General features: G+C 61.1%; 24 protein-coding genes. 16 read left to right on the top strand and 8 right to left on the bottom strand.

Annotated elements, in window-relative coordinates; translation table 11 throughout:
* Window positions 1–43 precede the first annotated feature (43 nt).
* From HFK74_RS09655 to HFK74_RS09635, 5 genes are all read left to right on the top strand, one after another.
* Window positions 44–760 (top strand): TetR family transcriptional regulator, encoded by a 717-nt coding sequence (locus HFK74_RS09655; protein ID WP_180203286.1) that lies wholly within the window; start codon window positions 44–46, stop codon window positions 758–760.
* Between the two features lie 158 nt (window positions 761–918).
* Complete coding sequence (locus HFK74_RS09650) at window positions 919–1,473, top strand: hypothetical protein (RefSeq protein WP_180203285.1); 555 nt, start codon at window positions 919–921, stop codon at window positions 1,471–1,473.
* A 26-nt stretch (window positions 1,474–1,499) separates the two neighbouring features.
* On the top strand, window positions 1,500–2,777 hold the full coding sequence (locus HFK74_RS09645; protein ID WP_008058745.1) for a flavohemoglobin expression-modulating QEGLA motif protein: 1,278 nt from the start codon (window positions 1,500–1,502) through the stop codon (window positions 2,775–2,777).
* A 128-nt stretch (window positions 2,778–2,905) separates the two neighbouring features.
* Complete coding sequence (locus tag HFK74_RS09640; protein ID WP_180203284.1) at window positions 2,906–3,820, top strand: alpha/beta hydrolase; 915 nt, start codon at window positions 2,906–2,908, stop codon at window positions 3,818–3,820.
* The gene (locus HFK74_RS09635) at window positions 3,817–4,146 is read left to right on the top strand and encodes a hypothetical protein (RefSeq protein WP_180203283.1); all 330 of its coding nucleotides are present in this window, start codon (window positions 3,817–3,819) and stop codon (window positions 4,144–4,146) included. The genes HFK74_RS09640 and HFK74_RS09635 overlap by 4 nt, the downstream gene beginning before the upstream one ends.
* 120 nt (window positions 4,147–4,266) lie before the next feature.
* Here HFK74_RS09635 and HFK74_RS09630 read toward each other — a convergent pair whose 3' ends face one another.
* The 3 genes from HFK74_RS09630 to HFK74_RS09620 form a co-directional block, all read right to left on the bottom strand.
* On the bottom strand, window positions 4,267–5,064 hold the full coding sequence (locus tag HFK74_RS09630) for an OmpA family protein (RefSeq protein WP_180203282.1): 798 nt from the start codon (window positions 5,062–5,064) through the stop codon (window positions 4,267–4,269).
* Window positions 5,065–5,109: 45 nt separating this feature from the next.
* Complete coding sequence (locus tag HFK74_RS09625) at window positions 5,110–5,517, bottom strand: DUF4398 domain-containing protein (RefSeq protein WP_180203281.1); 408 nt, start codon at window positions 5,515–5,517, stop codon at window positions 5,110–5,112.
* Window positions 5,518–5,835: 318 nt separating this feature from the next.
* The gene (locus HFK74_RS09620) at window positions 5,836–6,180 is read right to left on the bottom strand and encodes a hypothetical protein (RefSeq protein WP_008058751.1); all 345 of its coding nucleotides are present in this window, start codon (window positions 6,178–6,180) and stop codon (window positions 5,836–5,838) included.
* Window positions 6,181–6,380: 200 nt separating this feature from the next.
* On the opposite strand from HFK74_RS09620, the gene ppc reads away from it, so the two are divergent.
* From ppc to HFK74_RS09585, 7 genes are all read left to right on the top strand, one after another.
* The gene (gene ppc / locus HFK74_RS09615; RefSeq protein ID WP_180203280.1) at window positions 6,381–9,011 is read left to right on the top strand and encodes a phosphoenolpyruvate carboxylase; all 2,631 of its coding nucleotides are present in this window, start codon (window positions 6,381–6,383) and stop codon (window positions 9,009–9,011) included.
* Window positions 9,012–9,299: 288 nt separating this feature from the next.
* A complete protein-coding gene (adk, locus tag HFK74_RS09610; RefSeq protein WP_008058753.1) occupies window positions 9,300–9,947 on the top strand; it encodes an adenylate kinase in 648 nt (215 codons plus the stop codon).
* A gap of 87 nt (window positions 9,948–10,034) precedes the next feature.
* Window positions 10,035–10,709 carry a tRNA (adenosine(37)-N6)-threonylcarbamoyltransferase complex dimerization subunit type 1 TsaB gene (tsaB, locus tag HFK74_RS09605; RefSeq protein ID WP_008058754.1) on the top strand — a complete coding sequence of 225 codons (675 nt, stop codon included), beginning with the start codon at window positions 10,035–10,037 and terminating at the stop codon, window positions 10,707–10,709.
* Window positions 10,710–10,968: 259 nt separating this feature from the next.
* Entirely contained in the window at window positions 10,969–11,274 is a 306-nt protein-coding gene (locus tag HFK74_RS09600) for a hypothetical protein (RefSeq protein ID WP_180203279.1), read from the top strand.
* Window positions 11,271–12,131, top strand: coding sequence for a DUF72 domain-containing protein (locus HFK74_RS09595; RefSeq protein WP_180203320.1), 861 nt, complete (start codon window positions 11,271–11,273; stop codon window positions 12,129–12,131). The genes HFK74_RS09600 and HFK74_RS09595 overlap by 4 nt, the downstream gene beginning before the upstream one ends.
* Window positions 12,132–12,163: 32 nt before the next feature.
* On the top strand, window positions 12,164–12,985 hold the full coding sequence (locus tag HFK74_RS09590; RefSeq protein WP_180203278.1) for an oxaloacetate decarboxylase: 822 nt from the start codon (window positions 12,164–12,166) through the stop codon (window positions 12,983–12,985).
* 2 nt (window positions 12,986–12,987) lie between these two features.
* Window positions 12,988–13,683, top strand: coding sequence for an extensin family protein (locus tag HFK74_RS09585; RefSeq protein ID WP_180203277.1), 696 nt, complete (start codon window positions 12,988–12,990; stop codon window positions 13,681–13,683).
* Window positions 13,684–13,686: 3 nt separating this feature from the next.
* Here the strand turns inward: HFK74_RS09585 and HFK74_RS09580 are convergent, their stop codons facing one another.
* Window positions 13,687–14,307 (bottom strand): energy transducer TonB, encoded by a 621-nt coding sequence (locus HFK74_RS09580; RefSeq protein WP_180203276.1) that lies wholly within the window; start codon window positions 14,305–14,307, stop codon window positions 13,687–13,689.
* Window positions 14,308–14,403: 96 nt separating this feature from the next.
* On the opposite strand from HFK74_RS09580, the gene HFK74_RS09575 reads away from it, so the two are divergent.
* On the top strand, window positions 14,404–15,183 hold the full coding sequence (locus tag HFK74_RS09575) for a class I SAM-dependent methyltransferase (protein WP_177325073.1): 780 nt from the start codon (window positions 14,404–14,406) through the stop codon (window positions 15,181–15,183).
* Between the two features lie 129 nt (window positions 15,184–15,312).
* Here HFK74_RS09575 and HFK74_RS09570 read toward each other — a convergent pair whose 3' ends face one another.
* Window positions 15,313–15,951, bottom strand: a complete 639-nt coding sequence (locus tag HFK74_RS09570; protein WP_180203275.1) for a TetR/AcrR family transcriptional regulator — start codon at window positions 15,949–15,951, stop codon at window positions 15,313–15,315.
* Window positions 15,952–16,044: 93 nt separating this feature from the next.
* On the opposite strand from HFK74_RS09570, the gene HFK74_RS09565 reads away from it, so the two are divergent.
* The 3 genes from HFK74_RS09565 to HFK74_RS09555 all read left to right on the top strand — a co-directional run bounded on the left by HFK74_RS09565 (window position 16,045) and on the right by HFK74_RS09555 (window position 21,345).
* Entirely contained in the window at window positions 16,045–17,145 is a 1,101-nt protein-coding gene (locus HFK74_RS09565; RefSeq protein WP_180203274.1) for an efflux RND transporter periplasmic adaptor subunit, read from the top strand.
* Window positions 17,146–17,151: 6 nt separating this feature from the next.
* Window positions 17,152–20,217, top strand: a complete 3,066-nt coding sequence (locus HFK74_RS09560; protein WP_180203273.1) for an efflux RND transporter permease subunit — start codon at window positions 17,152–17,154, stop codon at window positions 20,215–20,217.
* 846 nt (window positions 20,218–21,063) lie between these two features.
* On the top strand, window positions 21,064–21,345 hold the full coding sequence (locus tag HFK74_RS09555) for a DUF6124 family protein (RefSeq protein WP_180203272.1): 282 nt from the start codon (window positions 21,064–21,066) through the stop codon (window positions 21,343–21,345).
* Window positions 21,346–21,411: 66 nt separating this feature from the next.
* On the opposite strand, the gene HFK74_RS09550 is transcribed toward HFK74_RS09555, so the two are convergent.
* The 3 genes from HFK74_RS09550 to plsB are packed head-to-tail and all read right to left on the bottom strand — an operon-like array spanning window position 21,412 to window position 25,078.
* A complete protein-coding gene (locus tag HFK74_RS09550) occupies window positions 21,412–22,101 on the bottom strand; it encodes a DUF4197 domain-containing protein (RefSeq protein ID WP_008058776.1) in 690 nt (229 codons plus the stop codon).
* A 22-nt stretch (window positions 22,102–22,123) separates the two neighbouring features.
* A complete protein-coding gene (locus HFK74_RS09545) occupies window positions 22,124–22,522 on the bottom strand; it encodes a YbaY family lipoprotein (protein ID WP_008058778.1) in 399 nt (132 codons plus the stop codon).
* 51 nt (window positions 22,523–22,573) lie between these two features.
* Window positions 22,574–25,078, bottom strand: coding sequence for a glycerol-3-phosphate 1-O-acyltransferase PlsB (gene plsB / locus HFK74_RS09540; protein ID WP_180203271.1), 2,505 nt, complete (start codon window positions 25,076–25,078; stop codon window positions 22,574–22,576).
* Window positions 25,079–25,217 lie beyond the last annotated feature (139 nt).

Genomic DNA, 25,217 nt, shown 5'->3' with positions numbered 1-25,217 from the left:
AACGTATCAACTTGTTACTTTCATCTGAGAGGAAAGACCTGTCGTGAATCGTGCAATGGCTCAAGAAGGTGCAGCGGGTATCGCCACTGCGGTCGCTGAAAGTGTTCAGTACCAGGGCCGCAAGGCCAGCCGGCAGGGCAGCGAGCAGCGTCGACAGGACATTCTCGATGCCGCGATGCGCATCGTCGTGCGTGATGGTGTGCGGGCTGTGCGGCACCGTGCGGTGGCTGCCGAGGCGCAAGTGCCGTTATCGGCGACCACTTACTATTTCAAGGATATCGATGACCTGCTCACCGATACCTTCGCCCAATACGTAGAGCGCAGCGCGGCCTACATGGCCAAGCTGTGGGTGAACAACGAGGGCCTGCTGCGCGACATGATCGCCCGTGGCGACGGCAGTGCGCAGGCTCGATCAAAACTGGCGGACGATATTGCGCGGTTGATGACCGACTACGTTCACCGGCAACTGATCACCCGTCGTGAGCACCTGATGGCCGAGCAGGCGTTCCGCCAGGAAGCGCTGTTGAACCCGCGCCTGGCCGAACTGGTGCGCTCCCATCAGCAAATCCTGTTGCAGGGCTCCTGCCAGCTGTTCCAGGTGCTGGGCTCTCGCGAGCCACAACAGGATGCCAAAGTGTTGACGGCGATAATCGGACGGATGGAATATCAGGGCCTGCTCAACGACGCCGAGCCGGACGCTGAAGAGGAAATGCTCGGCATATTGAAGCGTTACATGCACTTGGTGCTGGCTTCGGTTTAATTCCTTATGGGTGATGTTCCCTGTAGGAGTGAGCCTGCTCGCGATAGCGGTTTAATATTCGACATTTATGTCGCCTGACACACTGCTATCGCGAGCAGGCTCGCTCCCACAGGGGCAGTGGTCACTTGAGCGGATCGTGTGTCGATAGGGAGTGTTGAATGAGAGTTTGGCGTGCCGTAGTGATCGCCTTGTCGTTCCTGCTGCTCAGCGGCTGCCTGGTGACCTTCAAGGAGCCGCTGCCCACCAGTGAGCCGGCACCTAAAGGGTTGCTCGGCAAATGGAGCAGCACCAACGCCTGGGGTGAGCCGCTGAACCTGGAGCTGACGCGCATCGGCGACAATCGCTATCAGGCGGTGAGCTACTTCAAGGCCAGGCCCAGGGAGCGTGAAGCCTACCCCTTCACCCTGTCCCACCACGGTAGCCGCTGGTACCTCTCGGCGAAAGTGCCTGCCCAATTCGGTGGGCATTTCACCATTGCCGGGTTCGAACTCACCGACAAGCGTGAACTGGTGGTGTACAACCTCGACCTCGAGCAGATCAGGCAGGCGCTTGGGCAGAAAATTCTCAGTGGCGAAGGCATCCAGACCGACGACGGCGAGGGTGTGTTGATCGACAGCAACATGGACCAGGTAGCGGCATACCTCGACGATCCCGCCAACTCCGATGTATTCGTCGAAGCGGTTCGCTACCAGCGCCAGGCCAAGGCCCAATAATCAACAGGTTTCAACAGGAGTTCCGGGTGGACGATTACCAGCAGTCGATACGCATTTTGTCTGATCGCATTGTGCTGGCGCAGACGCCGATTCGCGTCCTCGATGCGGTGAAGTGGGACGATAACATCCGCAAGGGTTTCCTCAAGGCCAAGGGCAAGGAAATGCCCGCGGTAGACCGTGACTACTACCTCAACCGCCCGCTGGCCTTCGATTCCAGCAAGGTCAAGCTGGAATTCCAGAACATCGAGCGTGACATCACCCGCCAGCTCGGCCAGTTCAACCCGGTCGGGCAGATCATGCGCCGCATGTGCAAGGAATACCGGATGGTGGTGCGCATGCTCGAAGCGCGCGGCACCGAGGATTTCGGCCTGATTTCCCAGGAGTTGTATGGCGCCGCCTCCGACGCCTTCCACGCCGGCGACCCGACCCTGTCCGACCTGGGCATGATGCTGTCCGAATACCTGAACAACATCGACGGTCGTGGCGATCTCAAGGATGAACCGAAGACGTTGACCGCCAAGGATGCCGTCAGCCTGCTGCAACACCGCCTGAACAAGGTGTTCGGCGAAGCCGAGGAAACCATTCGGGTGTTCGAGTCCGACGGCATCGTCGCCGATGCGGCGGCGGGCGCCGACTACATCAAGATCCGCGCCGACGCGATGTTCAACGATCGTGACGTGCGGGCGCTGGAAGTCCATGAAGGCCTGGTGCACGTCGGCACCACCCTCAACGGTTTGAACCAGCCTATCTGCACCTTCCTGTCCAAGGGCCCGCCCTCGTCGACGGTGACCCAGGAAGGTCTGGCGATCCTGATGGAAATCATCACCTTTGCCTCCTACCCGAGCCGCCTGCGCAAGCTGACCAACCGCACGCGGGCCATTCACATGGTTGAGGAGGGCGCGGATTTCCTGCAGGTGTTCGAGTTCTTCCGCGAGCAAGGCTTCGAGATGCCCGAGAGCTACAGCAACGCCAGCCGCGTTTTCCGCGGCTCGGTGCCGACAGGTCTGCCCTTTACCAAAGACTTGTCCTACCTCAAGGGCTTCATCATGATTTACAACTACATTCAGTTGGCGGTGCGCAAAGGCAAGCTGGAGCAGATCCCGCTGTTGTTCTGCGGCAAGACCACCCTGGAAGACATGCGCACCTTGCGCCAGTTGGTGGATGAAGGCCTGGTAGTACCGCCCAAGTACCTGCCGGAACAGTTCCGCGACATGAACGCGTTGTCGGCGTGGATGTGCTTCTCCAACTTCCTCAACCACCTGAGCCTGGACCGGATCGAGGCGGATTACTCCAACATCCTTTGATTAGATCGTTCCCACGCTCTGCGTGGAATGCCGCCATGGACGCTCCGCGTCCACTGTGACGCGGAGCGTCACGTTATGCATTCCTTTGCTGCGCATGGGAACGATCACCCACATTGAGGTTTCACCGGATGAGACTCCTCGGCATCCTCTGCCTTCTCCTGGCCCTGAACGGTTGCAGCTCCCTGCTGTTCTACCCCGAACCCGGCCAGTTGTTCACTCCCGAAAAAGCCCACCTCGAATACCGCGATGTCACCCTGACCACCGCCGATGGCCTCAAGCTGCACGCTTGGTGGCTGCCGGCTAAAAAAGGCGTCGAGGTCAAAGGCACCGTGCTGCACCTGCACGGCAACGGCGGCAACCTGCCCATGCACTTGGGCGGGAGTTGGTGGCTGCCTAAACAGGGTTACCAGGTGCTGCTGGTGGATTATCGCGGCTACGGCTTGTCCGAGGGCGAGCCGAGCTTGCCGGCGATCTACCAGGACATCGACGCCGCGTTCAAATGGCTCGACCAGGCCCCCGAGGTCCAGGGCAAGCCGCTGATCCTGCTGGGCCAAAGCCTTGGCGGTTCGATGGCTGTCCACTACCTCGTTCAACACCCCGAGCGGCAAAAACAGCTCAAGGCGGTTGTGCTCGATGGCGTACCCGCCAGCTACCGCAGTGTCGGCCGCTACGCGCTGAGCAATTCATGGGTGTTTTGGGCATTCCAGGTGCCGCTGTCCTGGCTGGTGCCCGATGGCGACAGTGCGATCAACTCCATGCCTCAACTCAATGGCGTGCCGAAGCTGATCTACCACAGCATCGACGATCCGCTCGTGCCTCTTTCCAACGGCATCCTTCTGTATCAAGCTGCGCCGCCGCCCAAGGTGCTGCAACTGACCCGTGGCGGTCACGTGCAGACATTCGCCGACCCGGTCTGGCGCAAAGTCATGCTGCGTTATCTCGATGACCCGCAGCATTTCAACGGTCTGCGCCGCCTGGGTGAAATCCCCAATTACCCGGCGCCCGAACATTCTGAAGATGAACCACCAGAGAGCCCGCAATGAGTGAAGAACGTAACGCCATCCCGCTGATCATCACCGGTATCTGCAGCATCCTCGGCACCGTCGGGGCCCTGTGGTGGTACGGCTACCTGCACTTCGCCAAGCCAGAGGATGCGTTGCTGCTCAACGAATTCACCATGCTCAAGACCGTGCCGGGCGAAGACTACAAAGTCTCCCTGGGACCGGCGGCGCAAGTGGCGCAGTGCATTGATGGCGTGTTGGTGCTGTTTGATACTGAGCAGAAAGGCCTGACCGGTGTTCTGGTCAACAGCAAGAAAAAGGCCGTGCGTTGCATGGGCCAGGAAACCCCGCAGAAGCTTGAGCAATAAACCGAGATCATGTGGGAGCCAGCCTGCTGGCGATGGCGGTTGAACATTCAACATTGATGTTGATTGGTACACCGCTATCGCCAGCAGGCTGGCTCCCACAGGGTTTTGTGTAACGACGGCTTACTGGGTATTGGCGCTGACAGCCGAACGCGGAATCACCGGCTGGTTGTCATTGGAAATGGTCACTTCCACCCGACGGTTCTGGGCCCGACCCGAAACGCTGGTGTTATCCGCGACCGGATACTCCTTGCCGTAACCCTGGGCGACGATGCGTGTTGGATCGACGCCCATCTTCACCAGTGCCGTGCGCACGGAGCTGGCGCGACGTTCCGACAACGACTGGTTGTGCGACGCGGTACCGGTGCTGTCGGTGTAACCCTCGACAATCACTTTGCGGTCCGGGTTTTCCTGGAGGTACTGCGCCAGTTTGTTGATGTTCATCAGGCCGTTGGATTTCAGCTCGGCCTTGTCGGTGGCGAACAGCACATCACCGAAGGTCACCAGCGTGCCGCGATCTGTCTGCCGGGCGTTGAGGCTGTCCTGCAGCTGCTTGATCTGCGCATCGCGGGCGTCCAGACGTGCCTGGGCCCGTTGTGCGGAAGCGTTTTTCAGGTTGGCTTCGGCGGTGCGCAGGGCGATGGTCTGTTTCGCCACTTCCACACGCTGGTTGGTCAGGTAGGCCAACTGGTCGACCTTGGCCTGGTCTTCCTTGTCCAGGTAGGCCTTGTCGGCCTTGTCCAGGTAATCGCTGGCTTCCTTGGTTTCCAACGCCGCGACTTTGCTTGCCTGTGGGTTGGCTTGCAGGCCGGAATAATTGGTGCGGGCCTGTTCCAGGTTGGCGTTCGGTGGTGTGGAGCATGCGGCCAAAGCAACGCTGGCGGCCAGCAGGGCAGGGATCATCACTTGTTTGTAATTCATGGTTTCGTCCTTTTAATAGAGTAAGAAATACGTCGTGCCGCGCCTTTACTGAACGGTGCGCTGGCTTTCCTGACGCAGTTCCTGAACCCCTTTCTGAGAGTCCTTCACAGACTGTTCGGCTTTCATCGCCTGGGCTTTGCGCTCGGCCACGCGAGCGTCCCACTCAGCCTGTTCAGCCAGGGTCTTGGCTTGATCGTACTTTTTGTCGTGCATGGCGATTTCGGCTTGCTTGAGCTTGTCCTGCGCCGCCTTCATTTCCACCGCGGCAAACTCGGTACCACCGGCGCTGACGGCATTGTTGACTGCTGACTCGGTGACGGCGAACTGCTCGGTGGGCGGGTTACTGGCGCAACCGGCCAGCATTAGGCCGGAGCCGATGGCCAGGGCCGTCATTTTCAGGCTGTGCAGGGAAGAGGATTTGCCAGTTCGGGTTTTCATCGTTTTCAACTCCATTGGGCTAACTCCTGAGCAACGTGAACATCCATCCTGGGCAAGGAGCCGAAACCGTATTTCACAAGGCGTTTTGAAACGGCCGTCCCAGGCGTGGTTACTGGGTTGACCCGAGGCGTTTTTTGAAAGTTCAGAGAAATTAGCCTGCTACCGAAAAAACTTGGATGCAGTGAACTGGGGGCGCTAGAGCGAGGAATTGACGATTGTGGGAGCGAGCCTGCTGGCGATGGTCGTTAACGAAAACGCGTTACTGCTGAATGAACGCGGCGTCTTGAAGTCCATCGCGAGCAGGCTCGCTCCCACAAGGGATCGGGGGAGAAATCAGTGTTTCTGCTTGTCGTCAGCCGCCGACAAGTCGTGCAGGTGACGACGGGACAAGGCGAGAAAACGTGGGGTAGGGCCGATGTCTTCGTACAGCGGATCGCCTTCCTCGTCAGTGGCCACGACGGTCGTACCTTTTACATAGGGGAAGCTTTTTTCCAGTTCTTCCAGGGCGGCCCCGATCAGTTCGCCCAGCAGTTCTTCGGGATGCCGCTTGGGGTACATCTCGATGATCGCCGCAAGCCGTGCGGCAGCCTCCACGTCCAGATGAATCGAATAGCCTGTGTCGGTCAGGCGACCTTTGGCGTTTTCTTCCCAGTGGTTGGCAAGCTCACGGATTTTCATAATGACCTCATTGCGCTCCTGCTCCTGGCAGGCGGGGAATGTCCGGCAGGCGCCGGCGACAGCCGTTGAACGGCTTACTGATGAGACTAGCTTCAACGGCAAAGGTTTACAGTCCCTTCGTCGTCTTGCTTGTAAGAACCGGTCTGGAGCGGCACTCTTAAGGCTCCTGGTCGACCGGATTTTTCGCTGGAGAACTGTTGATGACCGATATTGATGCACGCTTGCGCGAAGACGTTCACCTGCTCGGTGAGTTGTTGGGCAACACCATTCGTGAACAGTACGGGGACGGCTTTCTCGACAAGATCGAGCAGATCCGCAAGGGCGCCAAGGCTGACCGTCGCGGCTCCATGGACGCCGAGCTGAGTGCCAGCCTCAACCAGTTGACGGAGGACGAACTGCTGCCGGTGGCGCGGGCGTTCAATCAGTTTCTCAACCTGGCCAACATCGCCGAGCAATACCAGCTGATTCACCGTCGCGAAGAATCCCAGGCCGCGCCATTCGAGGCGCGGGTGCTGCCAGAGTTGCTCGCTCGCCTACGCGCCGAAGGTCATGGCGCCGAGTCCCTGGCCCGTCAGCTGGGACGGCTGGAAATCGAGCTGGTGCTCACGGCGCACCCGACCGAAGTCGCGCGCCGCACGCTGATCCAGAAGTACGACGCCATCGCCGCGCAACTGGCGGCCCAGGACCATCGCGACCTGACCGGCGCCGAGCGCGAGCAAATCAAGTCGACGTTGCAACGCCTGATCGCCGAAGCCTGGCACACCGAAGAAATCCGCCGCACGCGCCCGACGCCGGTCGACGAAGCCAAATGGGGCTTCGCGGTGATCGAGCATTCGCTGTGGCAAGCGATCCCCAATTACCTGCGCAAGGCCGATCAGGCCCTGCACGCCGCCACCGGCCTGCGTTTGCCACTGCAGGCAGCACCGATCCGCTTTGCCTCGTGGATGGGCGGCGACCGAGATGGCAACCCGAACGTGACGGCGGCGGTGACCCGTGAAGTGCTGCTGCTGGCGCGCTGGATGGCGGCCGATTTGTACCTGCGCGATGTCGATCACCTCGCTGCCGAGTTGTCGATGCAGCAGGCCAGTGAAGCGTTGAAGGCCAAGGCTGGCGACAGCGCCGAACCCTATCGCGCGGTGCTCAAGCAACTGCGCGAACGCCTGCGTGCGACGAGAAACTGGGCGCACACCGCGTTGTCGACGCCAACGCCTGCATCGGCCGATGTGTTGCAAAACAACCGCGAACTGCTCGACCCGCTGGAGCTGTGCTACCACTCGCTGCATGAGTGCGGCATGGGCGTGATCGCCGACGGTCCGTTACTTGATTGCCTGCGCCGGGCTGTAACCTTCGGCCTGTTCCTGGTGCGCCTCGATGTGCGTCAGGACTCGTCGCGCCATACCGCGGCCATGACCGAAATCACCGATTACCTGGGCCTCGGTCGCTACGAAGACTGGAGCGAAGAAGAGCGCATTACCTTCCTGACGCGCGAACAGAACAACCGTAGGCCATTGCTGCCACCGCACTACAAGCCCTCGGCCGACACCGCCGAAGTGCTGGCGACCTGCCGGGAAATCGCTGCCGCGCCAGGGGCGTCGCTGGGCTCCTACGTGATTTCCATGGCCGGTGCCGCTTCCGATGTGCTGGCCGTGCAACTGCTGCTCAAGGAGTCCGGGGTATTGCGGCCGATGCGCGTGGTGCCGCTGTTCGAAACCCTCGCCGACCTCGACAACGCCGGCCCGGTGATCGAGAAGCTCTTGTTGCTGCCGGGCTATCGCTCGCGCCTGCAAGGCCCGCAGGAGGTCATGATCGGTTATTCCGACTCGGCCAAGGACGCAGGGACCACGGCCGCCGCCTGGGCCCAGTACCGGGCACAGGAGCAACTGGTGGATATCTGCCGCTCACATGACGTGGAACTGCTGTTGTTCCATGGTCGCGGTGGCACCGTGGGGCGGGGGGGCGGCCCGGCTCACGCGGCGATCCTGTCGCAGCCGCCGGGTTCGGTCGCCGGACGTTTCCGCACCACCGAGCAGGGAGAAATGATTCGTTTCAAATTCGGCCTACCGGACATCGCCGAGCAGAACCTCAATCTGTACCTGGCTGCGGTGCTCGAAGCGACCTTGCTGCCACCACCACCCCCAACGCCGCAGTGGCGCCACTTGATGGACGAACTGGCCGCCGATGGGGTCAGTGCCTACCGTGCCGTGGTGCGGGAAAATCCACAGTTCGTGGAATATTTCCGCCAGTCCACGCCGGAACAGGAACTGGGACGCCTGCCGCTGGGCAGTCGCCCGGCCAAGCGTCGTGCCGGCGGGATCGAAAGCCTGCGCGCCATCCCGTGGATCTTCGGCTGGACCCAGACACGCCTGATGCTGCCGGCATGGCTGGGCTGGGAAGCGGCCCTGAGCAAGGCGCTGGAGCGTGGTGAAGGCGAACTGCTGCAGCAGATGCGCGAGCAATGGCCGTTTTTCCGCACCCGCATCGACATGCTGGAGATGGTCCTGGCCAAGGCTGACGCGGATATTGCCCGGTCTTACGACGAGCGTCTGGTCGAACCGGACTTGCTACCTTTGGGTGCGCACTTACGCGACCTATTGTCGCAGGCATGCGCCATCGTTCTCGGGCTGACCGGTCAGTCACAGCTGCTGGCTCATAGCCCGGCCACCCTTGAATTCATCCGTTTGCGCAACACTTACCTCGACCCGCTTCATCTATTGCAGGCCGAGTTGCTGGCACGATCGCGGCAACCGGATGTGGCGCAGGACAGCCCGGTAGAACAGGCGTTGCTGGTGTCTGTGGCGGGGATTGCCGCCGGTTTGCGCAACACCGGCTGAGGATTTTTGTCGTGCTTTTGGGCATCCGGCGTGGGCGCCGGATGCGGTTCAATGGCAGGTGCGAAAGTGCTGCCAGGCGACAGTTAATGTAGGGGTTGCGACTTGGGGAACCGGGTTGCGCGGTCATCACAGGCAGCGGTTTCTCCGACTTTTGGCGGCTTGTGTGGGCGCAGCCTGCTGTGTATCTTGAGCAGCCTTTGGCCGTTTGGGCGGTCACGACCCTATTTTTGAGATTGGCCCCACGAGGCGAATCTGACGTTATCCATATAAAAATTGAGGAGCACATCGATGCGCGTCATTCTGCTGGGAGCTCCCGGGGCCGGTAAAGGTACTCAGGCTAAGTTCATCACCGAAAAATTCGGTATTCCGCAAATCTCCACCGGCGACATGCTGCGTGCCGCGGTCAAGGCCGGCACCGAGCTGGGCATCAAGGCCAAGAGCATCATGGATGCCGGCGGCCTGGTCTCCGACGACCTGATCATCGCCCTGGTCAAGGACCGTATCGCCCAGTCCGACTGCGCCAACGGTTTCCTGTTCGACGGTTTCCCGCGCACCATTCCCCAGGCTGAAGCCCTGGTGACTGCCGGTGTCGAGCTGGATGCCGTGGTTGAAATCGCCGTTGAAGACGAAGAGATCGTGCAGCGTATCGCCGGTCGCCGTGTTCACGAGGCCAGCGGCCGCGTTTACCACATCGTCTACAACCCGCCGAAAATCGCCGGCAAAGACGACATCACCGGCGAAGAGCTGGTACAGCGCAAGGACGACACCGAAGAAACCGTGCGTCATCGCCTGTCGGTCTACCACTCGCAGACCAAACCGCTGGTGGACTTCTACCAGAAGCTGTCTGCCGCCAACGGCAAGCCGAAATACAGCCATATCGAAGGCGTTGGTTCGGTTGAAGCAATCACCACCAAGGTGATGGCTGCCCTGAGCTGAAAACAGCTTGATCTTCTACGGCCCGCTTGCGGGCCGTAGTTGTTTATACTGACGGACTTTTTTCTGATCTCTCTTGTGGAAACATCGATGAGCACCTTGCTGGCCCTGGACACCGCGACTGAAGCTTGCTCCGTTGCCTTGCTGCATGACGGCAAAGTGACGAGCCATTACGAGGTGATTCCGCGCCTGCATGCACAGAAGCTGCTGCCGATGATCCAGCAGTTGCTCGCCGATGCCGGCACCACCCTGCAAGCGGTCGACGCCATCGCCTTCGGTCGCGGGCCGGGTGCGTTCACCGGCGTGCGGATTGCCATCGGCGTGGTGCAAGGCTTGGCGTTTGCACTCGATCGCCCGGTATTGCCGGTGTCGAACCTGGCGGTGCTGGCCCAACGCGCCTATCGCGAACACGGTGCCCGCCAGGTCGCGGCGGCCATCGATGCGCGGATGGACGAGGTGTATTGGGGCTGCTACCGCGAAACGGCAGGGGAGATGCGCCTGGTCGGCGCTGAAGCGGTGTTGCCACCGGAGGTCGCTGCATTGCCGGCCGATGCCAGCGGTGAGTGGTTCGGTGCGGGCACTGGTTGGGGCTATGCCGAGCGTATTGGCGTCAGCCTGTGCGGGCAGGACGCGGGCATGTTGCCTCACGCTGAAGACCTGCTGACCCTGGCGCGGTTTGCCTGGGAGCGTGGCGAGGCGATTGTGGCGGATGAGGCGCAGCCGGTTTATCTACGCGATAAAGTGGCGACGCCGAAAGCGCGTTAAGTATTTTCCTGTGGCGAGGGGATTTATCCCCGTTGGACTGCGCAGCAGTCCCATTTCTTTGGGGCCGCTTCGCAGCCCAGCGGGGCGGTGCGACGTTTCGCTAAATCCCCTCGCCACAAAGGCGAACTTCAGCCAATCGTCAGTTTGTAACCCCAGCTTTTAAACCTTTTGCCTTTTATGTGTTCTAGTTATCACTCGGCAGTTTGCGATGTGGGTTGTGTGCCACTAGACTGCCATTACTGATACCGAGCATGCACCTATGCGTATAGACGGCGTTTCATCTCAGTCCTACCCCATCAATCGCAAGCCTCGCAAAGGCCAGCGGGTGGAAGACGAGGCCGTCGATATCGAAGGCGAGCTGGAATTCGCGACCGAAGAACAACTGGCTGCCCGTATCGCCAAAGCCGCTGCGCAAAAGCTGAGTAACCTTCCCGCCCGTCAGCAGGACATGCTTTATCACCGTGCGATGAGCAAAAGCGTGGCAACGGCGTTGGCCAGTTACCTGAGCACCGCCAGTTTCGTCGATTGGGATGCGCAAGTGCTGGGCCTCGACCTGTACATCTGATGTTGCCTTACTACCTTGGATGCCCGTCCTGGAGCGAAAACGCCTGGCGTGATTACCTCTACCCGCCAGCAGCCAGGCCCGCCGATTTTCTGAATCTCTATTCCCAAGTGTTCAACGCCGTGGAAGGCAATACGACCTTCTACGCCAGTCCCGCTGCCAGTACCGTGCAGCGTTGGGCCGAGGTCATGCCCGCACATTTTCGCTTCACCGCCAAGTTTCCCCGCGAGATTAGCCACGGCGGTGACCTGCGCGAACAACTGACCGCCGCCGACACCTTCACCCGCTTGCTCGGCCCGCTGGGTGAGCGGGTAGCGCCTTTGTGGCTGCAGTTATCCAAGGGGTTCACGCCACAACGCTTGCCCGAACTGGCCGGCTTCATCGATGCGCTGCAGCGGCCACTGGCGGTGGAAGTGCGGCATGACGACTTCTTTGCCAAGGGCGAGAACGAGCGGACGCTCAATCGCCTGTTGCTCGATCGGGGTGTCGAGCGCATCTGTCTTGATCCCCGTGCATTGTTCAGCTGTACATCGACCGAGCCCTCGGTGCTGCACGCCCAATCGAAGAAACCCCGAGTGCCACCGCGCCCGGCGGCGTTCACACAGTTCCCGCAGGTGCGTTTCATCGGCCATCCGCAGCTTGAGGCCAATGAACCGTTTCTGGGGCCGTGGGTGGAGAAGATCGCCCTGTGGATCGAAGAGGGCCGTACGCCCTATATCTTCCTGCACACCGCCGACAATGTGCTCGCGGCCAAGCTGGCACAACGTTTTCACGCGCGCCTGATGCTGCGTCTGCCTGGCTTGCCGGCGCTGCCTGAGCTATACAGAGAGCCCGCGGCGGAGCAACTTGGCTTGCTCTGAAGCGACTCGTTTCCCTTCAGAGGAGCCTGCCAATGGATGCGCAAACCCTTCGAGCCCAAGCGTTCAGAGCCTTGCACGAACGCGACGGGGCCTTCGTGATTCCCAATCCGTGGGATGCAGGTTCGGCAAAGATGCTCGCCAGCCTGGGTTTCGAGGCGCTGGCGACCACCAGTGCCGGTTACGCTTTTTCCCAGGGGCGCCCCGATGGCGGCCTGACGCTGGACGACACCTTGGTCAACGTCCGGGCGATTGTCGCCGCCACCGACCTGCCGGTAGCGGTCGATCTGGAAAACGGCTTTGCCGATGATCCCGCCGAATGCGCGCAAAGCATTCTGGCGGCCGCAGACGCCGGTGCTGTTGGCGGTTCGATCGAAGACTTCACGGGCCGTCCGGACGCTCCGATTTACTGCTTCGAACATGCCGTGGCGCGCATCGAGGCCGCGGTCGCTGCTGCTCGCAGCTTGCCTTTCGCGTTCACGCTGACAGCCCGGGCCGAGAACTATCTGCATGGCAATCCGGATCTGGCCGACACGATCCGCCGCTTGCAGGCGTTCGCCGAAGCCGGTGCCGACGTGTTGTATGCGCCGGGGTTGCGCAGCGCTGAAGAGGTACTGGCGGTGGTTCGCGCCGTGGCGCCGAAGCCGGTCAACGTGTTGATGTCCGGCGGTTTGAAGCTGACGGTCGAGCAATTGAGTGAAATGGGCGTCAAGCGCATCAGTGTCGGCTCGGCGCTGGCCCTGGCGGCGCTGGGCGAGTTCTATCGCGCCGCCGAAGAGATCAAGACGGCGGGCACGTTCGGTTTCACGTCGCGCTCCATGCCGTACGCCCAGGCCAATCAGTTGTTCAAAGGCTGACGGTGCGGTTTCGCGGTTGGCTGCTGCTGGTACTGTTGATCATTGCAGCGGCAGGAGGGGGCATCTGGCGCGGCTGGATCTCCCTGCCGCCGCAGTGGAATCCCTGGGCGCCGCTGGACGTCAAGGCGCAGCCCAACCTGCTGACCCGCTACAAGCTGATGCGACTGCGCGCTGATCCGCAGCTGTGCGACCAGGCGTTGAGCAGCTCCGGGTTGCGCGTGAGCCATCAGGCCGACAGCCCGGACGCCAAATGTCCGCTGACCAATGCCCTACGTGTGCAGGGCAGTGACGTGGCCCTGAGCAGCAGTTTCCTCGCCAGCTGCCGACTGGCCGTGGCATTTGCCCTGTTCGAGCATCACGCGCTGCAACCGGCGGCGCAGGCGGTTTATAGCCAAGCGGTAACGCGGGTCGATCACCTCGGCAGTTTTGCCTGCCGCAATGTCTACAGTCGCGAGAATGGCAGGCTCAGCCAGCATGCGTCGGCCAATGCCCTGGATATCGCCGGCTTTCGCCTGGCTGACGGCCGGACCATCAGCGTGCTCAAGGATTGGCCGAAGGATAATCAGGATGGCAGATTTTTGCGGCAGGTCCGCGATGGCGCCTGCGGCCTGTTCAGCGTGGTGTTGAGCCCGGACTACAACGCCGCCCACCGCAATCACTTTCATCTGGATGTCGGGCCGTGGTGGGTCTGTCGTTGAGGCTTATGCGGCCAGACGCAGGTTCTGCAGGATGATCGGACGTGCCCAACCATTATCGAAATCGAGTTGTTTCTGCTGCTCCACCAGCTCTTCGGGCGAGAACGGCGGGAATGGCTTGTCCAGCAGGTCGAGTTCGAACTCGGCGATGGGCAGGTGCAGCGGGCGCGGTTGCGGCGCCGGAGCGGCCTCTGGCAACGGTTGACCGGCGGCGAGCACGATCGGGCGCACCCAGCCGCTCTCGAAGTCCTGCTGTTGCTGCTGGGCAACGATTTCTTCGGCGGGGAACGGCGGGAATGGTTTGTCGGCCAGGTCCATTTCGAACTCGGCAATTGGCAGGAACAGCGGCTCGGGCGGGCGAACTTCGTTGTCCTTCACGTCGCATTCGCGCTGGGAAACGATGTGCGCCAGCAGGTCACTGCCAACGGTGGGTTCGACCGGGCTTTGCAGATCAACCGGTGGAAAATTCAGCGATTGCGGCAGCACTTCACCCGACTGTTCGGCCAGTGCACGGGCAAAGAAATCCTGCCAGATGTGACTGACGCCGCCCAGTACCTGGGTATTTCGCAGGTTGTAATCGCCGTAGGGCGAGATAAAACCTGTGATTGTGGGTTGAATGTCTGACATTTCTCTCGGTCGACGCTCAGCTCTGGCAAAATGCTCGATAGTTTTGTTATCGGCCGTTTTTGCCGATCATTAATTTTTTGAGCGTGTTTTCCGATGATTGATCAACCTGCGGCCTGCCGCATCCATGTCGAGGCGCTGAGCGCGGCCTTCGAGCCCCAGGCCGAGCAATGGGCCGAGCGCCTGGGTCTGCCGCTGCAAGTGGCTGATGGCGAGTTCGCGTTGCAGGTGGGTGACCAGGGTTTGCAACTGCAACAGCTGGGGCCGGATGCGCCCGGGCCGGTGCGGGTGGATTTCGTCGAGGGTGGCGCGGCCCATCGCCGGTTGTACGGTGGCGGCAGCGGGCAGATGATCGCCAAGGCCGTCGGCATTGCCCAAGGTGTGCGCCCGCGTGTGCTGGATGCCACCGCGGGGCTGGGCAAGGATGCGTTCGTGCTGGCCAGCCTGGGCTGCGAGATGAGCCTGATCGAGCGCCAGCCATTGATCGGTGCCTTGCTCGAAGATGGCCTGGCCCGGGGCGCGGAAGATTTCGACGTCGCGCCCATCGTGGCGCGCATGCGCCTGCTCAAGGGCAACTCGATCGAGGTGATGCGCAATTGGGAGGGGGAGCCGCCGCAGGTGATCTACCTCGACCCGATGTTCCCCCATCGCGAGAAAACTGCGTTGGTGAAGAAGGAAATGCGCCTGTTCCGCCCGCTGGTAGGGGATGATCCGGATGCGCCGGCATTGCTCGCCGCGGCATTGGCTTTGGCCAGCCACCGGGTGGTGGTCAAGCGTCCGCGCAAGGCGCCGTGCATTGAGGGGCCAAAACCGAGCCATGCGCTGGATGGCAAATCCAGCCGGTATGACATTTATCCGAAGAAAGCGCTCAAGCCGTAAGTTGAAGCTGATCGTTCCCACGCTCTGCGTGGGAATGCAGCCCGGGACGCTCCGCGTCCCCTTCGAGAGCTGGAACGCGGAGCGTCCCTTGAGGCATTCCCACGCAGAGCGTGGGAACGATCATCTGGCTCACTCCGGCCGATAAGCCCGCATAAACAACCCCACAACCTCCCGCACATGGCTCTCCGCCGCGTCCCCGGTCAGGGGCTCACCACAGCCATACAACAACCGAAAGTTCGCCGCGCCCTTGAGCAGGCAGAAGAAGTGCTCAGCCGCATTGTGTGGTTTGTCGATGCTCAGCGCGCCGCTCTGATCGATCTTGCTCAGCAACCGCTCCATGCCGTGCAGCATGCGCTGTGGCCCGGCTTCGAAGAAGATCAGCGAGAGTTTCGGGTCCTGGCTGCCCAGGGCCATGATCAACCGGTGCAGGTTCACCGACTCGTCGCTGTTGATCAATTGGTGAAAACCGCGGGCGATGTTCAGCAGCACGGTTTCCACTGCCACGCCTTCCGGCAGTTCAAAGAACAGCGCCGGCAATTGCTCCTCGCACTTGGCCACCACGGCAGCGGAGAACAGCGTCTCCTTGTCGTTGAAGTGGCTGTAGACCGTGAGCTTCGATACGCCGGCCTGCGCAGCGACAGCATCCATGCTGGTGTTGGCATATCCCTTGGTCAGAAACAGCGTTTTCGCTGCATCGAGGATCGCCTGGCGCTTGGCCAGATCCTTGGGGCGGCCTGGGCCATTGGGTGCTGAAAGATTGTTCGGCATATTCGCTTTTATTACTGGACTGGTGAGTTTGCTATTAATAACATACTCGTCAGTATAATTATTCCAAGCACCATTGGCGAAAGGTCCTTCACCATGTTCCGCTATGCCTTGCCCCTCGCGTTGCCAGTCACCCTGGCGTTTTTATTGACCGCGTGCGGTCACGAAGAGGCGCCTGTCGTCAGCATTCGACCGGCCATGGTGGTCCAGCCAGAGCCTTCGACCCAGGCGATGGAAAGTTACCCCGGTGAAGTTCGCGCCCGCTTTGAGCCGGACCTGGCGTTCCGCATTGGCGGGAAAGTCAGCCGACGACTGGTCGACGAAGGGCAGCGGGTCAAGGCCGATCAACCGCTGGCGGAACTCGATCCCCAGGACGTGCGCCTGCAACTGGAGGCCACCCGCGCCCAGGTCGCGGCCGCCGAGGCCAACCTGAACATGGTGCGTGCCGAGCGTGATCGCTATAAAACGCTGATGGAGCGCCAGCTGGTCAGCCGCTCGCAGTTCGACAATCACGAAAACCTGTACCGGTCCGGTGAAGCGCGTCTTAAACAGATCAAGGCCGAGTTCAACGTCTCCACCAATCAGGCCAGTTACGCGGTGCTGCGTGCGCCGCAGGATGGCGTAGTCGCCAAGCGAGCGGTGGAAGTCGGGCAAGTGGTCGCGGCCGGGCAAACGGTGTTTACGCTGGCCACCGATGGCGAGCGTGAAGTGTTGATCAGCCTGCCGGAGGCAAGCTTCGGCCGCTTCAAGGTTGGTCAGCCGGTTTCGGTCGAACTCTGGACGCAACCGGATCAGCGCTTCGCCGGACACATCCGCGAACTGTCGCCGGCCGCCGATCCAAAGTCGCGCACTTTCGCTGCGCGTATCGCCTTCAATGCGGGCAAGGTGCCGGTCGAACTCGGCCAGAGCGCCCGTGTCTTCGTGCAGAGCGCCCAAGCCGTTCCGTTGTCAGTGCCACTGTCGGCGTTGACCGCGGAAAACGGCGTGACCTACGTGTGGGTGGTCAGCGCCAACAACACCTTGAAGAAGACCCCGGTGCGGGTCGGCGCCTTCGGTGAGAAAACCGTCCCGGTCCTCGAAGGCCTCAATGCCAGCGACTGGGTGGTGGCCGCCGGCGTCCATGTGCTTCTCGACGGGCAGCCCGTGCGCCCGGTGGATCGCTCCAACCGCGTGGTCAATCTGGCGGACAAGGAGTAATCCCCGATGGGTTTCAATCTTTCCGCCTGGGCGCTGCGCAATCGCCAGATCGTCCTGTTCCTGATGCTCTTGCTGGCGATCGTCGGCGCTCTGTCCTACACCAAGCTGGGGCAAAGCGAGGACCCGCCGTTCACCTTCAAGGCCATGGTGATCCGTACCAACTGGCCAGGGGCGACCGCACAGGAAGTCTCGCGCCAGGTCACCGAACGCATTGAAAAGAAGCTGATGGAAACCGGCGAGTACGAGCGCATCGTGTCGTTCTCCCGCCCGGGTGAATCCCAGGTGACATTCATCGCCCGTGACTCCATGCACTCGGTGGATATACCGGAACTCTGGTATCAGGTGCGCAAGAAGGTCAGCGACATCCGCCACACCTTGCCGCCGGGCATTCAGGGACCCTTCTTCAACGATGAATTCGGTACCACCTTCGGCAATATCTACGCCCTGACCGGCGAGGGTTTCGACTACGCCGTGCTCAAGGACTACGCCGACCGCATCCAGATCCAGCTGCAGCGGGTCAAGGATGTGGGCAAGGTCGACCTGCTCGGTTTGCAGGACGAAAAGATCTGGATCGAGCTGTCCAACGTCAAGCTCGCCACCCTCGGATTGCCGTTGGCGGCGGTGCAGCAAGCCCTTGAAGAACAGAATGCGGTGTCCACCGCCGGCTTCTTCGAAACCACCAGTGAGCGATTGCAGCTACGGGTCTCGGGGAATTTCCAGACGGTCGATGAGATCAAGAACTTCCCGATCCGCGTCGGCGATCGTACGTTCCGCATCTCCGATGTCGCCGATGTGCGCCGCGGTTTCAACGATCCTCCGGCACCGCGCATGCGCTTCATGGGTGAAGACGCCATCGGCCTGGCCGTGGCCATGAAGGACGGTGGCGACATTCTGGTGCTGGGCAAGGCCCTGGAAATCGAGTTTGCCCGCATCCAGAAGAATCTCCCGGCTGGTATGCAGCTGCGCAAGGTCTCCGACCAACCGGCCGCCGTGAAAACCGGGGTTGGCGAGTTCGTCCAGGTGTTGGTCGAAGCGCTGGCCATCGTGTTGCTGGTGAGTTTTTTCTCCCTCGGCGTGCGCACCGGCATGGTCGTAGCCCTGGCCATTCCGCTGGTGCTGGCGATGACCTTCGCCTGCATGTATTACCTGGGGATAGGCCTGCACAAGATCTCCCTCGGCGCCCTGGTGCTGGCGCTGGGCTTGCTGGTGGACGACGCCATCATCGCCGTGGAAATGATGGCGATCAAGATGGAGCAGGGCTTCGACCGCATCAAGGCGGCAAGCTATGCCTGGACCAGCACCGCCTTCCCGATGCTCACCGGCACGCTGATCACCGCCGCCGGCTTCCTGCCGATCGCGACCGCGCAATCGGGCACCGGTGAATACACCCGTTCGATCTTCGAAGTGGTGACCATTGCACTGCTGGCGTCCTGGGTGGCGGCGGTGCTCTTCGTGCCTTATCTGGGGGAAAAACTCCTGCCGGACCTGGCGAAGATGCACGCGGCCAAACACGGCGCTGACCAACCCGACCCCTATGGCACGCCGTTTTACCAGCGCGTCAGGCGTCTGGTGGAGTGGTGTGTGCGCTGGCGTAAAACCGTGATCACAGCGACGGTGGTGCTGTTTATTGCTTCCATCGTGCTGTTCCGTTTTGTGCCCCAGCAATTTTTCCCGGCGTCGGGCCGGCTGGAGTTGATGGTCGACCTGAAGCTGGCCGAAGGCGCGTCCCTGAGCAATACGGCCGAGGAGGTCAAGCGCCTCGAAGCGTTGCTCAAGGACAAGGCCGGAATCGACAACTACGTGGCCTACGTCGGTACCGGCTCGCCGCGTTTTTACCTGCCCCTGGATCAGCAATTGCCGGCGGCGAGCTTCGCCCAGTTCGTCGTCCTGGCGAAAACCATCGAAGAGCGCGAATCCCTGCGCACCTGGTTGATCACGACCCTCAACGAACAGTTCCCGGCCTTGCGCTCGCGGGTCACGCGTCTGGAAAACGGCCCGCCGGTTGGCTATCCGGTGCAGTTCCGGGTGACTGGCGAGCACATCGAGGAAGTCCGCGCACTGGCCCGCAAAGTGGCGGCCAAAGTTCGCGAAAACCCCCATGTGGTCAACGTCCACCTGGATTGGGAGGAGCCGAGCAAGGTCGTCTATCTGAACATCGACCAGGACCGTGCGCGGGCACTGGGGGTGAGCACGGCGAACCTGTCGAAGTTTTTGCAGAGCTCGCTGACCGGTTCCAGCGTCAGCCAGTACCGCGAAGACAATGAGTTGATCGAGATCCTGTTGCGCGGCACCTTGCATGAGCGCACCGAGCTGTCGCTGCTGCCAAGCCTGGCGGTGCCGACCGACAACGGTCGCAGCGTCGCCCTGTCGCAGATCGCGACCCTGGAATACGGCTTTGAAGAGGGCGTGATCTGGCACCGCAATCGCCTGCCCAACGTGACGGTTCGCGCCGACATCTATGGCAAGGAACAACCGGCGACCCTGGTGCAGCAGATCATGCCGACCCTTGATCCGATCCGCGCTGAACTGCCTGACGGCTATTTGCTGGATGTCGGTGGTACGGTCGAGGATTCGGCTCGCGGGCAGAACTCGGTGAAGGCTGGCGTGCCGTTGTTCATCGTGGTGGTGTTGACGTTGCTGATGCTGCAGTTGCGCAGTTTCTCCCGCACGGCGATGGTGTTCCTGACGGCGCCCTTGGGGTTGATCGGGGTGACGCTGTTCCTGATGGTATTCCGCCAACCATTTGGCTTTGTCGCCATGTTGGGGACCATTGCCCTGTCCGGGATGATCATGCGCAACTCGGTGATCCTGGTGGATCAGATCGAGCAGGATATCGCGGCCGGGTTGAAACCCTGGCAGGCCATCATCGAGGCCACGGTGCGACGGTTCCGGCCGATTGTGTTGACGGCGCTGGCGGCGGTGCTGGCGATGATTCCGTTGTCGCGCAGTGTGTTCTTCGGGCCGATGGCGGTGGCGATCATGGGGGGGCTGATTGTGGCGACGGCGTTGACGTTGTTGTTCCTGCCTGCGTTGTATGCGGCTTGGTTCAGGGTTAAGAAAGAATCGGCCTGAGTTCGTTGGACTTGGCGGCCTTTGGGCTGACCAGGTTCTTGATTGACCGAGTACATATCCGTTGCTGCGGTAACGGCGGCTGGCGGTTTCGCCCTTACGGCGACTCACTTTTTTTACAAGCGCCAAAAAAAAGTAAGCAAAAAAACGCTCGCCCCAGCGTCCGGCCCCTCGCTAAGGCTCGGCGTTCCTTCGCTCCGGTATCCATCCGGGGACACTGCCCTCCGGTTGGCTTCGCTGCACCTACATGCAGCGTGTTCGACTGCGTCGAACGGCGCTGCGCGCCACTCCCCGGATGAACACCTCCACTCAGCCTCCCGAAGGGGCGGGCAGATCAAGATCAAAAGCGGAAGGCGAGCTAACGCTCGGCCTGATGAGTGGTGAAGAGCGGGTGGATGTACGCCGATCACTGTAGGAGCGAGCCTGCTCGCGATGGCGGCCTGACAGCCGACCTGCATCTGGCGGATGTACTGGATCCACTGTAGGAGCGAGGCTTGCCCGCGAAGGCGGCCTGACAGCCAATCCATGTCGAGCAGGATCCCTCAAATCCATCGGAAACATCCGTCACGCTTTTCAGGTTGTCCCTCAGAACCTCGATCTCTAGCCTTTGTCCGTCGCTGCCAATTCAGCGATCGGGACTGCAAGCCCGCCGATAGTTTGTTAGGCGCCTACAGGCGCACCTATAATCGTGGCACTTTTTAGCGACCACCGATTTATGGTGGCTGTGTGCGGGAGACCTTCGAGTCTGCCGAGGTTGCCTAACGACTCGGTCTTGCAGACCCGCATACAGCTGCCACCCATCATCTGCAAGTGATGCTGGCCGCTCCGACTTTTGTTAGGAGCTTCACAATGATCAAACACAGCCCAAATCCCCCCGAAGCAAATCCCGAACTGCTGGAGAAAACCTATAGCCGTCTCTGCCCAATTTTCACCATCCGCCCTGGCGTAAACTCCGAAACCCTTCTAGTCCATGCCTTTGAAACCCTCACTTCGGCGAATGTGATGGCGACGGAATTGTCGTCCTGCCTGACTGGTCCGACGTGCAATCTGGTGCTTGGAATTCAACAGATGATTGTCCTGGCGCAGCTATCGGTGAGCGAGGTGCTGGATCACCTTGATCCGCAGCAATAGATAACGAAAAGCCCGCTGACCTTCACAGGCTCAGCGGGCTTTTGTGGTGTTGGCGTCAGCTAAAAATTACAAAGTACCAAACACCTTCTTCGCCAAACTGGTCGCCGCCGCCGCCGGGTTCTGGCGGATGGTTTCTTCCTGTTTGCCGATCATCTCGAACAAGCCGTTCAATGCCTGTTCGGTCACATAGTTTTCGACGTTGGCACTCTTCGCATCGATCACGCCCATGGTCGCCGCTTGCCCGGCGAACGAGTTGTACTGCTGGGCCAGGCCGACCTGGTCGGTGGCTTGCTTGACGATTGGCAGGAACTTGGCGCGGATCTGTTCGCGACTGGTCTTGTTCAGGTACTGGGTGGCCGAGTCATTGCCGCCACTGAGGATGCCCTTGGCATCGTCGACCGTCATCTTCTTCACGGCGTCGACGAGGATCGGCTGGGCCTGGACCACGGCGGTTTCCGCCGCTTTGTTCATGCTGGCTTCCAGTTGATCGACCTGATCACCCATGCCGAACTGTTTCATTTTGCTGGCCACTTTGCCCAGTTTGCCCGGCAGTTCGATCTTCACGTCCGGGTTGTTGCTGAAGCCGCCCGGGGTGCCGAGTTGTTTGACGGCCAGTTGCGCGCCTTGGGTCAGGGCGTCCTTGAGTCCGCCGGTGGCGTCTTTCTGCGACAGGTCGCTCAGGGACAGCGCCAGTGCGCTGGCAGAGATCATCAAGCCTGCGCACAGGCCGGCAAAACGTAGGGTAGGGCGGAGCATGGCAACTTCCTTTTTCAAAGACTTAACGGGCCGCGTCAACGCGGACCTTCACGGGCTGTGGATCGGACCCGTCCAGGCGCACGGCGTGATTCTCGGTGGTGATGAACAGCAGTTTGCCATCGACTTCGATGCGTGCGTTGATCGAGTAACGGTGATTGGGCTCGATCTTCAGCGGGTCGTAGCTCAGGTGGAACGGCAGGGGCACCTGGCCTTTGACCGGGCCACGTTGTTCGTCAATGACCTTCGCCGGGGCGTCGGCGAGTGAGATGTCTTGCAGGCTGACGCTGAGGATTGCCGTCGGTGGCAGCGCGATGCGTTGCAGGTAGAACACTTCTCCATCGAGGGAAGCCTTGGGCGCCGGAGTCGGGTGCTGGCAGGCTGTAAGCAGTACGGCGGCAGCGATCAGGGATAGTTTTTTCATCGGGAGATCTCCGTATCGAGGGCGCCAGAACCGACTGGCGCCTTGATCAATCTAGACGGTTTGTTCGGGCGTTGCGGGTTGGTCGGCGGCATCTTCACTGCGGTGCAACGCCACCTGGCGGATCGACAGACGAATCTCCGCCGGCAATACCCGCTTGGCCGCGCCTTCTGCCAGTTCGCCGAGTAGCTCGTGATAACCCAGCTTGCCTGCCTCATCGCGCTTGAGCACTTCAAGGTCGAGCAGGGTCTGGATGAAGTGGCGGAACAGGCTCTTGTCGAAGAATTCCGGGGCGTTCAGGCCATGCAGGATCGACAGGCGCTGGGCCATGACCGTGCACAGGTCTTCCAGTTCTTCGGCGCTGATGCTGTTCTGGCCGCTGTTGAGCAGCAGGGAAACGGTCATGTAGAAGCGCTGCAAGGTCTGGGCGATGCTTTTCGACAGCAGCGTCAACAGCACGAAATGCCGTGAACTCGGCGCCGGACGCAGGTAGACGTCGTTCTCGAAACGCAGCAGGCCTTGCTCGACGAATGCTTGCAGCCATTGGTCGATCACCGCGTCCAGCTCGTCCAGCGACCAGCGAATGAACAGCTCCGCTTGCAGGTAGGGGTACAGCGCGCGGGTGTAGCGCAGGATCTGTTCGCGGCTCATGCGCGAGGCGCTCTGGAAGAAACTCGCCAGTAGTGCCGGCAGGGCGAAGATGTGCAGCACGTTGTTGCGGTAGTAGGTCATCAGGACGGCGTTCTGCTCGTCCAGATACAGGATCTTGCCCAGCGCATCGCTCTGTTCGGACAGCAGGTCCATGTCCTTCACGTGCTCGATCAACGCTCGGCCATCACCTTCCGGCAGGGTGGTGTGTGGCGAATACGGGACCTTGCGCAACAGTGCCAGATACAGATCAAGCACCCGCGCCATGGCGCGATCGTCCAGGGCCAGGCGACTGGTAGACAGCAACGCCAACGCGACCAGGTTGACCGGGTTGATCGCCGCCGCTTCGTTCAGGTGCTGCGCGACTTTTTCACCGAGGCGGTTGGTGGTTTCGTTCAGCCAAGCCGGTTTGAACTGCGGCCCCAGTTCCTGTTCGCTCCAGTCCGGCTGCTCACTGTCGAGGAACTGCGCCAGTTTGATCGGCTCACCGAAGTTCACGGCGACTTGACCGAAGCGCTGCTTGAGCGCACCGATGACCTTGAAGATGTCGAAGATCGATTCTTTCTTCTTGCTCGCGCCACGCAGTTCGCCCAGGTAGGTCCGGCCTTCCAGCACGCGCTCGTAGCCGATGTACACCGGCACGAAGACGATGGGCACGCGCGACGAACGCAGGAAGCTGCGCAAGGTGATCGCCAGCATCCCGGTCTTTGGTTGCAGCATGCGCCCGGTGCGCGAACGGCCGCCTTCGACGAAGTACTCCACCGGGAAGCCCTTGGTGAACAGAGTGTGCAGGTATTCGTTGAACACCGAGGTGTACAGCGGGTTGCCCTTGAAGGTACGGCGCATGAAAAACGCGCCGCCGCGCCGCAGCAGGCCGCCGATCCCGGGCATGTTGAGGTTGATCCCGGCGGCGATGTGCGGCGGGGTCAGGCCATTGCGAAACAGCAGGTAGGACAGCAGCAGGTAGTCGATGTGGCTGCGGTGGCAGGGTACGTAGATCACTTCGTAACCCGGGGCCACCTTCTGCACGCCTTCGATGTTGTTGACCTTGATGCCGTCGTAGATCTTGTTCCAGAACCAGCTCAGCACTACTTCCATGAAGCGGATCGCGGTGTAGGTGTAGTCCGAGGCGATCTCGTTACCGTAGCGCAGGGCCTGGGCCTTGGCTTTTTCCGGGGAGATGTTCTCGCGCTCGGCTTCGTCGAGGATCGCTTGCTTGACCAGTGGCTGGTTGACCAGGCCCTTGACCAGGTTGCGCCGGTGGGAAATGTCCGGGCCGATCACCGCCGCCTTCAGGTTGCGGAAATGCACCCGCAGGATGCGTTGGGCCATGCGCACGGTGCGCTCGTGACCCTTGTTGTGCTCGATCAGTTCGCGCAGGTGGATGGGGGCGGAGAATTGCACGCGGGTCTTGCGCCCTAGCACGATGATGCTGAGCAGGCGGCGCAGGCGCCCGGTGACTGCCCAGCTATCGGCGAACAGTAGTTTCCACGGGCTGTTTTCGCTGTCCGGCGACTGGCCCCAGAACACGCTGACTGGAATGATCTGCGCGTCTTCGGCGGCGTTCTGGCTCAGGGCGCTGACCAGGCGGGTCAAGGTGGGCGGTGCGCCGCGCTTGTCCTGGCGGCCGAGCCAGTCCGGGTCCGGTGTCAGGTAGAAGAACGCGGCCGGCTCCAGCAGGTTGCCCACCGAGACGGGCAGCACCGGACGCGGCAGGCCGGCCTTGGTGCATTCGGTGTCGACCACGGCGAGGTCGGTCAGCGAAGGATTTTGCAGGACGTAGAACACCGGACGACTGCGGTCGAGGTTGAGGGTGAACGACGACTGGTTGATCGTCTCCGAGCGAACCCAGAGGTACAACAGTCGGCGCAGGGCGCCAAACACAAGACGGCGGAGCGGGGAGCGGGTCATACGGCATCTGCTTGAGTGGATAAAACCGAGCAATTGCTCGGGTGGGCGTTAGTGTGCCGGATTCATCGAAAATCGGCAAAAAAGCAGTCAACCAATCTGTAGTTGAGAGTTTCTGTGCCTGTCATATACTCGGCCGCTC

It is taken from the genome of Pseudomonas sp. SbOxS1 (assembly GCF_013416725.1).
Classification (GTDB): domain Bacteria; phylum Pseudomonadota; class Gammaproteobacteria; order Pseudomonadales; family Pseudomonadaceae; genus Aquipseudomonas.
The sequence above is the reverse complement of the archived record's forward strand: the minus strand, read 5'-3'. Positions and strand labels throughout refer to the sequence as shown.

Excerpts from the sequence above, each read along its gene's own strand:
- HFK74_RS09625 (WP_180203281.1), bottom strand. The coding sequence starts at position 5,517 with ATGGAGTTGAAAACGATGAAAACCCGAACTGGCAAATCCTCTTCCCTG.
- adk (WP_008058753.1), top strand. The coding sequence starts at position 9,300 with ATGCGCGTCATTCTGCTGGGAGCTCCCGGGGCCGGTAAAGGTACTCAG.
- HFK74_RS09555 (WP_180203272.1), top strand. The coding sequence starts at position 21,064 with ATGATCAAACACAGCCCAAATCCCCCCGAAGCAAATCCCGAACTGCTG.
- HFK74_RS09545 (WP_008058778.1), bottom strand. The coding sequence starts at position 22,522 with ATGAAAAAACTATCCCTGATCGCTGCCGCCGTACTGCTTACAGCCTGC.
- HFK74_RS09630 (WP_180203282.1), bottom strand. The coding sequence starts at position 5,064 with ATGAATTACAAACAAGTGATGATCCCTGCCCTGCTGGCCGCCAGCGTT.
- HFK74_RS09600 (WP_180203279.1), top strand. The coding sequence starts at position 10,969 with ATGCGTATAGACGGCGTTTCATCTCAGTCCTACCCCATCAATCGCAAG.
- ppc (WP_180203280.1), top strand. The coding sequence starts at position 6,381 with ATGACCGATATTGATGCACGCTTGCGCGAAGACGTTCACCTGCTCGGT.
- HFK74_RS09620 (WP_008058751.1), bottom strand. The coding sequence starts at position 6,180 with ATGAAAATCCGTGAGCTTGCCAACCACTGGGAAGAAAACGCCAAAGGT.
- plsB (WP_180203271.1), bottom strand. The coding sequence starts at position 25,078 with ATGACCCGCTCCCCGCTCCGCCGTCTTGTGTTTGGCGCCCTGCGCCGA.
- HFK74_RS09640 (WP_180203284.1), top strand. The coding sequence starts at position 2,906 with ATGAGACTCCTCGGCATCCTCTGCCTTCTCCTGGCCCTGAACGGTTGC.
- HFK74_RS09580 (WP_180203276.1), bottom strand. The coding sequence starts at position 14,307 with ATGTCAGACATTCAACCCACAATCACAGGTTTTATCTCGCCCTACGGC.
- HFK74_RS09570 (WP_180203275.1), bottom strand. The coding sequence starts at position 15,951 with ATGCCGAACAATCTTTCAGCACCCAATGGCCCAGGCCGCCCCAAGGAT.
- HFK74_RS09560 (WP_180203273.1), top strand. The coding sequence starts at position 17,152 with ATGGGTTTCAATCTTTCCGCCTGGGCGCTGCGCAATCGCCAGATCGTC.
- HFK74_RS09650 (WP_180203285.1), top strand. The coding sequence starts at position 919 with ATGAGAGTTTGGCGTGCCGTAGTGATCGCCTTGTCGTTCCTGCTGCTC.
- HFK74_RS09565 (WP_180203274.1), top strand. The coding sequence starts at position 16,045 with ATGTTCCGCTATGCCTTGCCCCTCGCGTTGCCAGTCACCCTGGCGTTT.
- HFK74_RS09635 (WP_180203283.1), top strand. The coding sequence starts at position 3,817 with ATGAGTGAAGAACGTAACGCCATCCCGCTGATCATCACCGGTATCTGC.
- HFK74_RS09590 (WP_180203278.1), top strand. The coding sequence starts at position 12,164 with ATGGATGCGCAAACCCTTCGAGCCCAAGCGTTCAGAGCCTTGCACGAA.
- tsaB (WP_008058754.1), top strand. The coding sequence starts at position 10,035 with ATGAGCACCTTGCTGGCCCTGGACACCGCGACTGAAGCTTGCTCCGTT.
- HFK74_RS09550 (WP_008058776.1), bottom strand. The coding sequence starts at position 22,101 with ATGCTCCGCCCTACCCTACGTTTTGCCGGCCTGTGCGCAGGCTTGATG.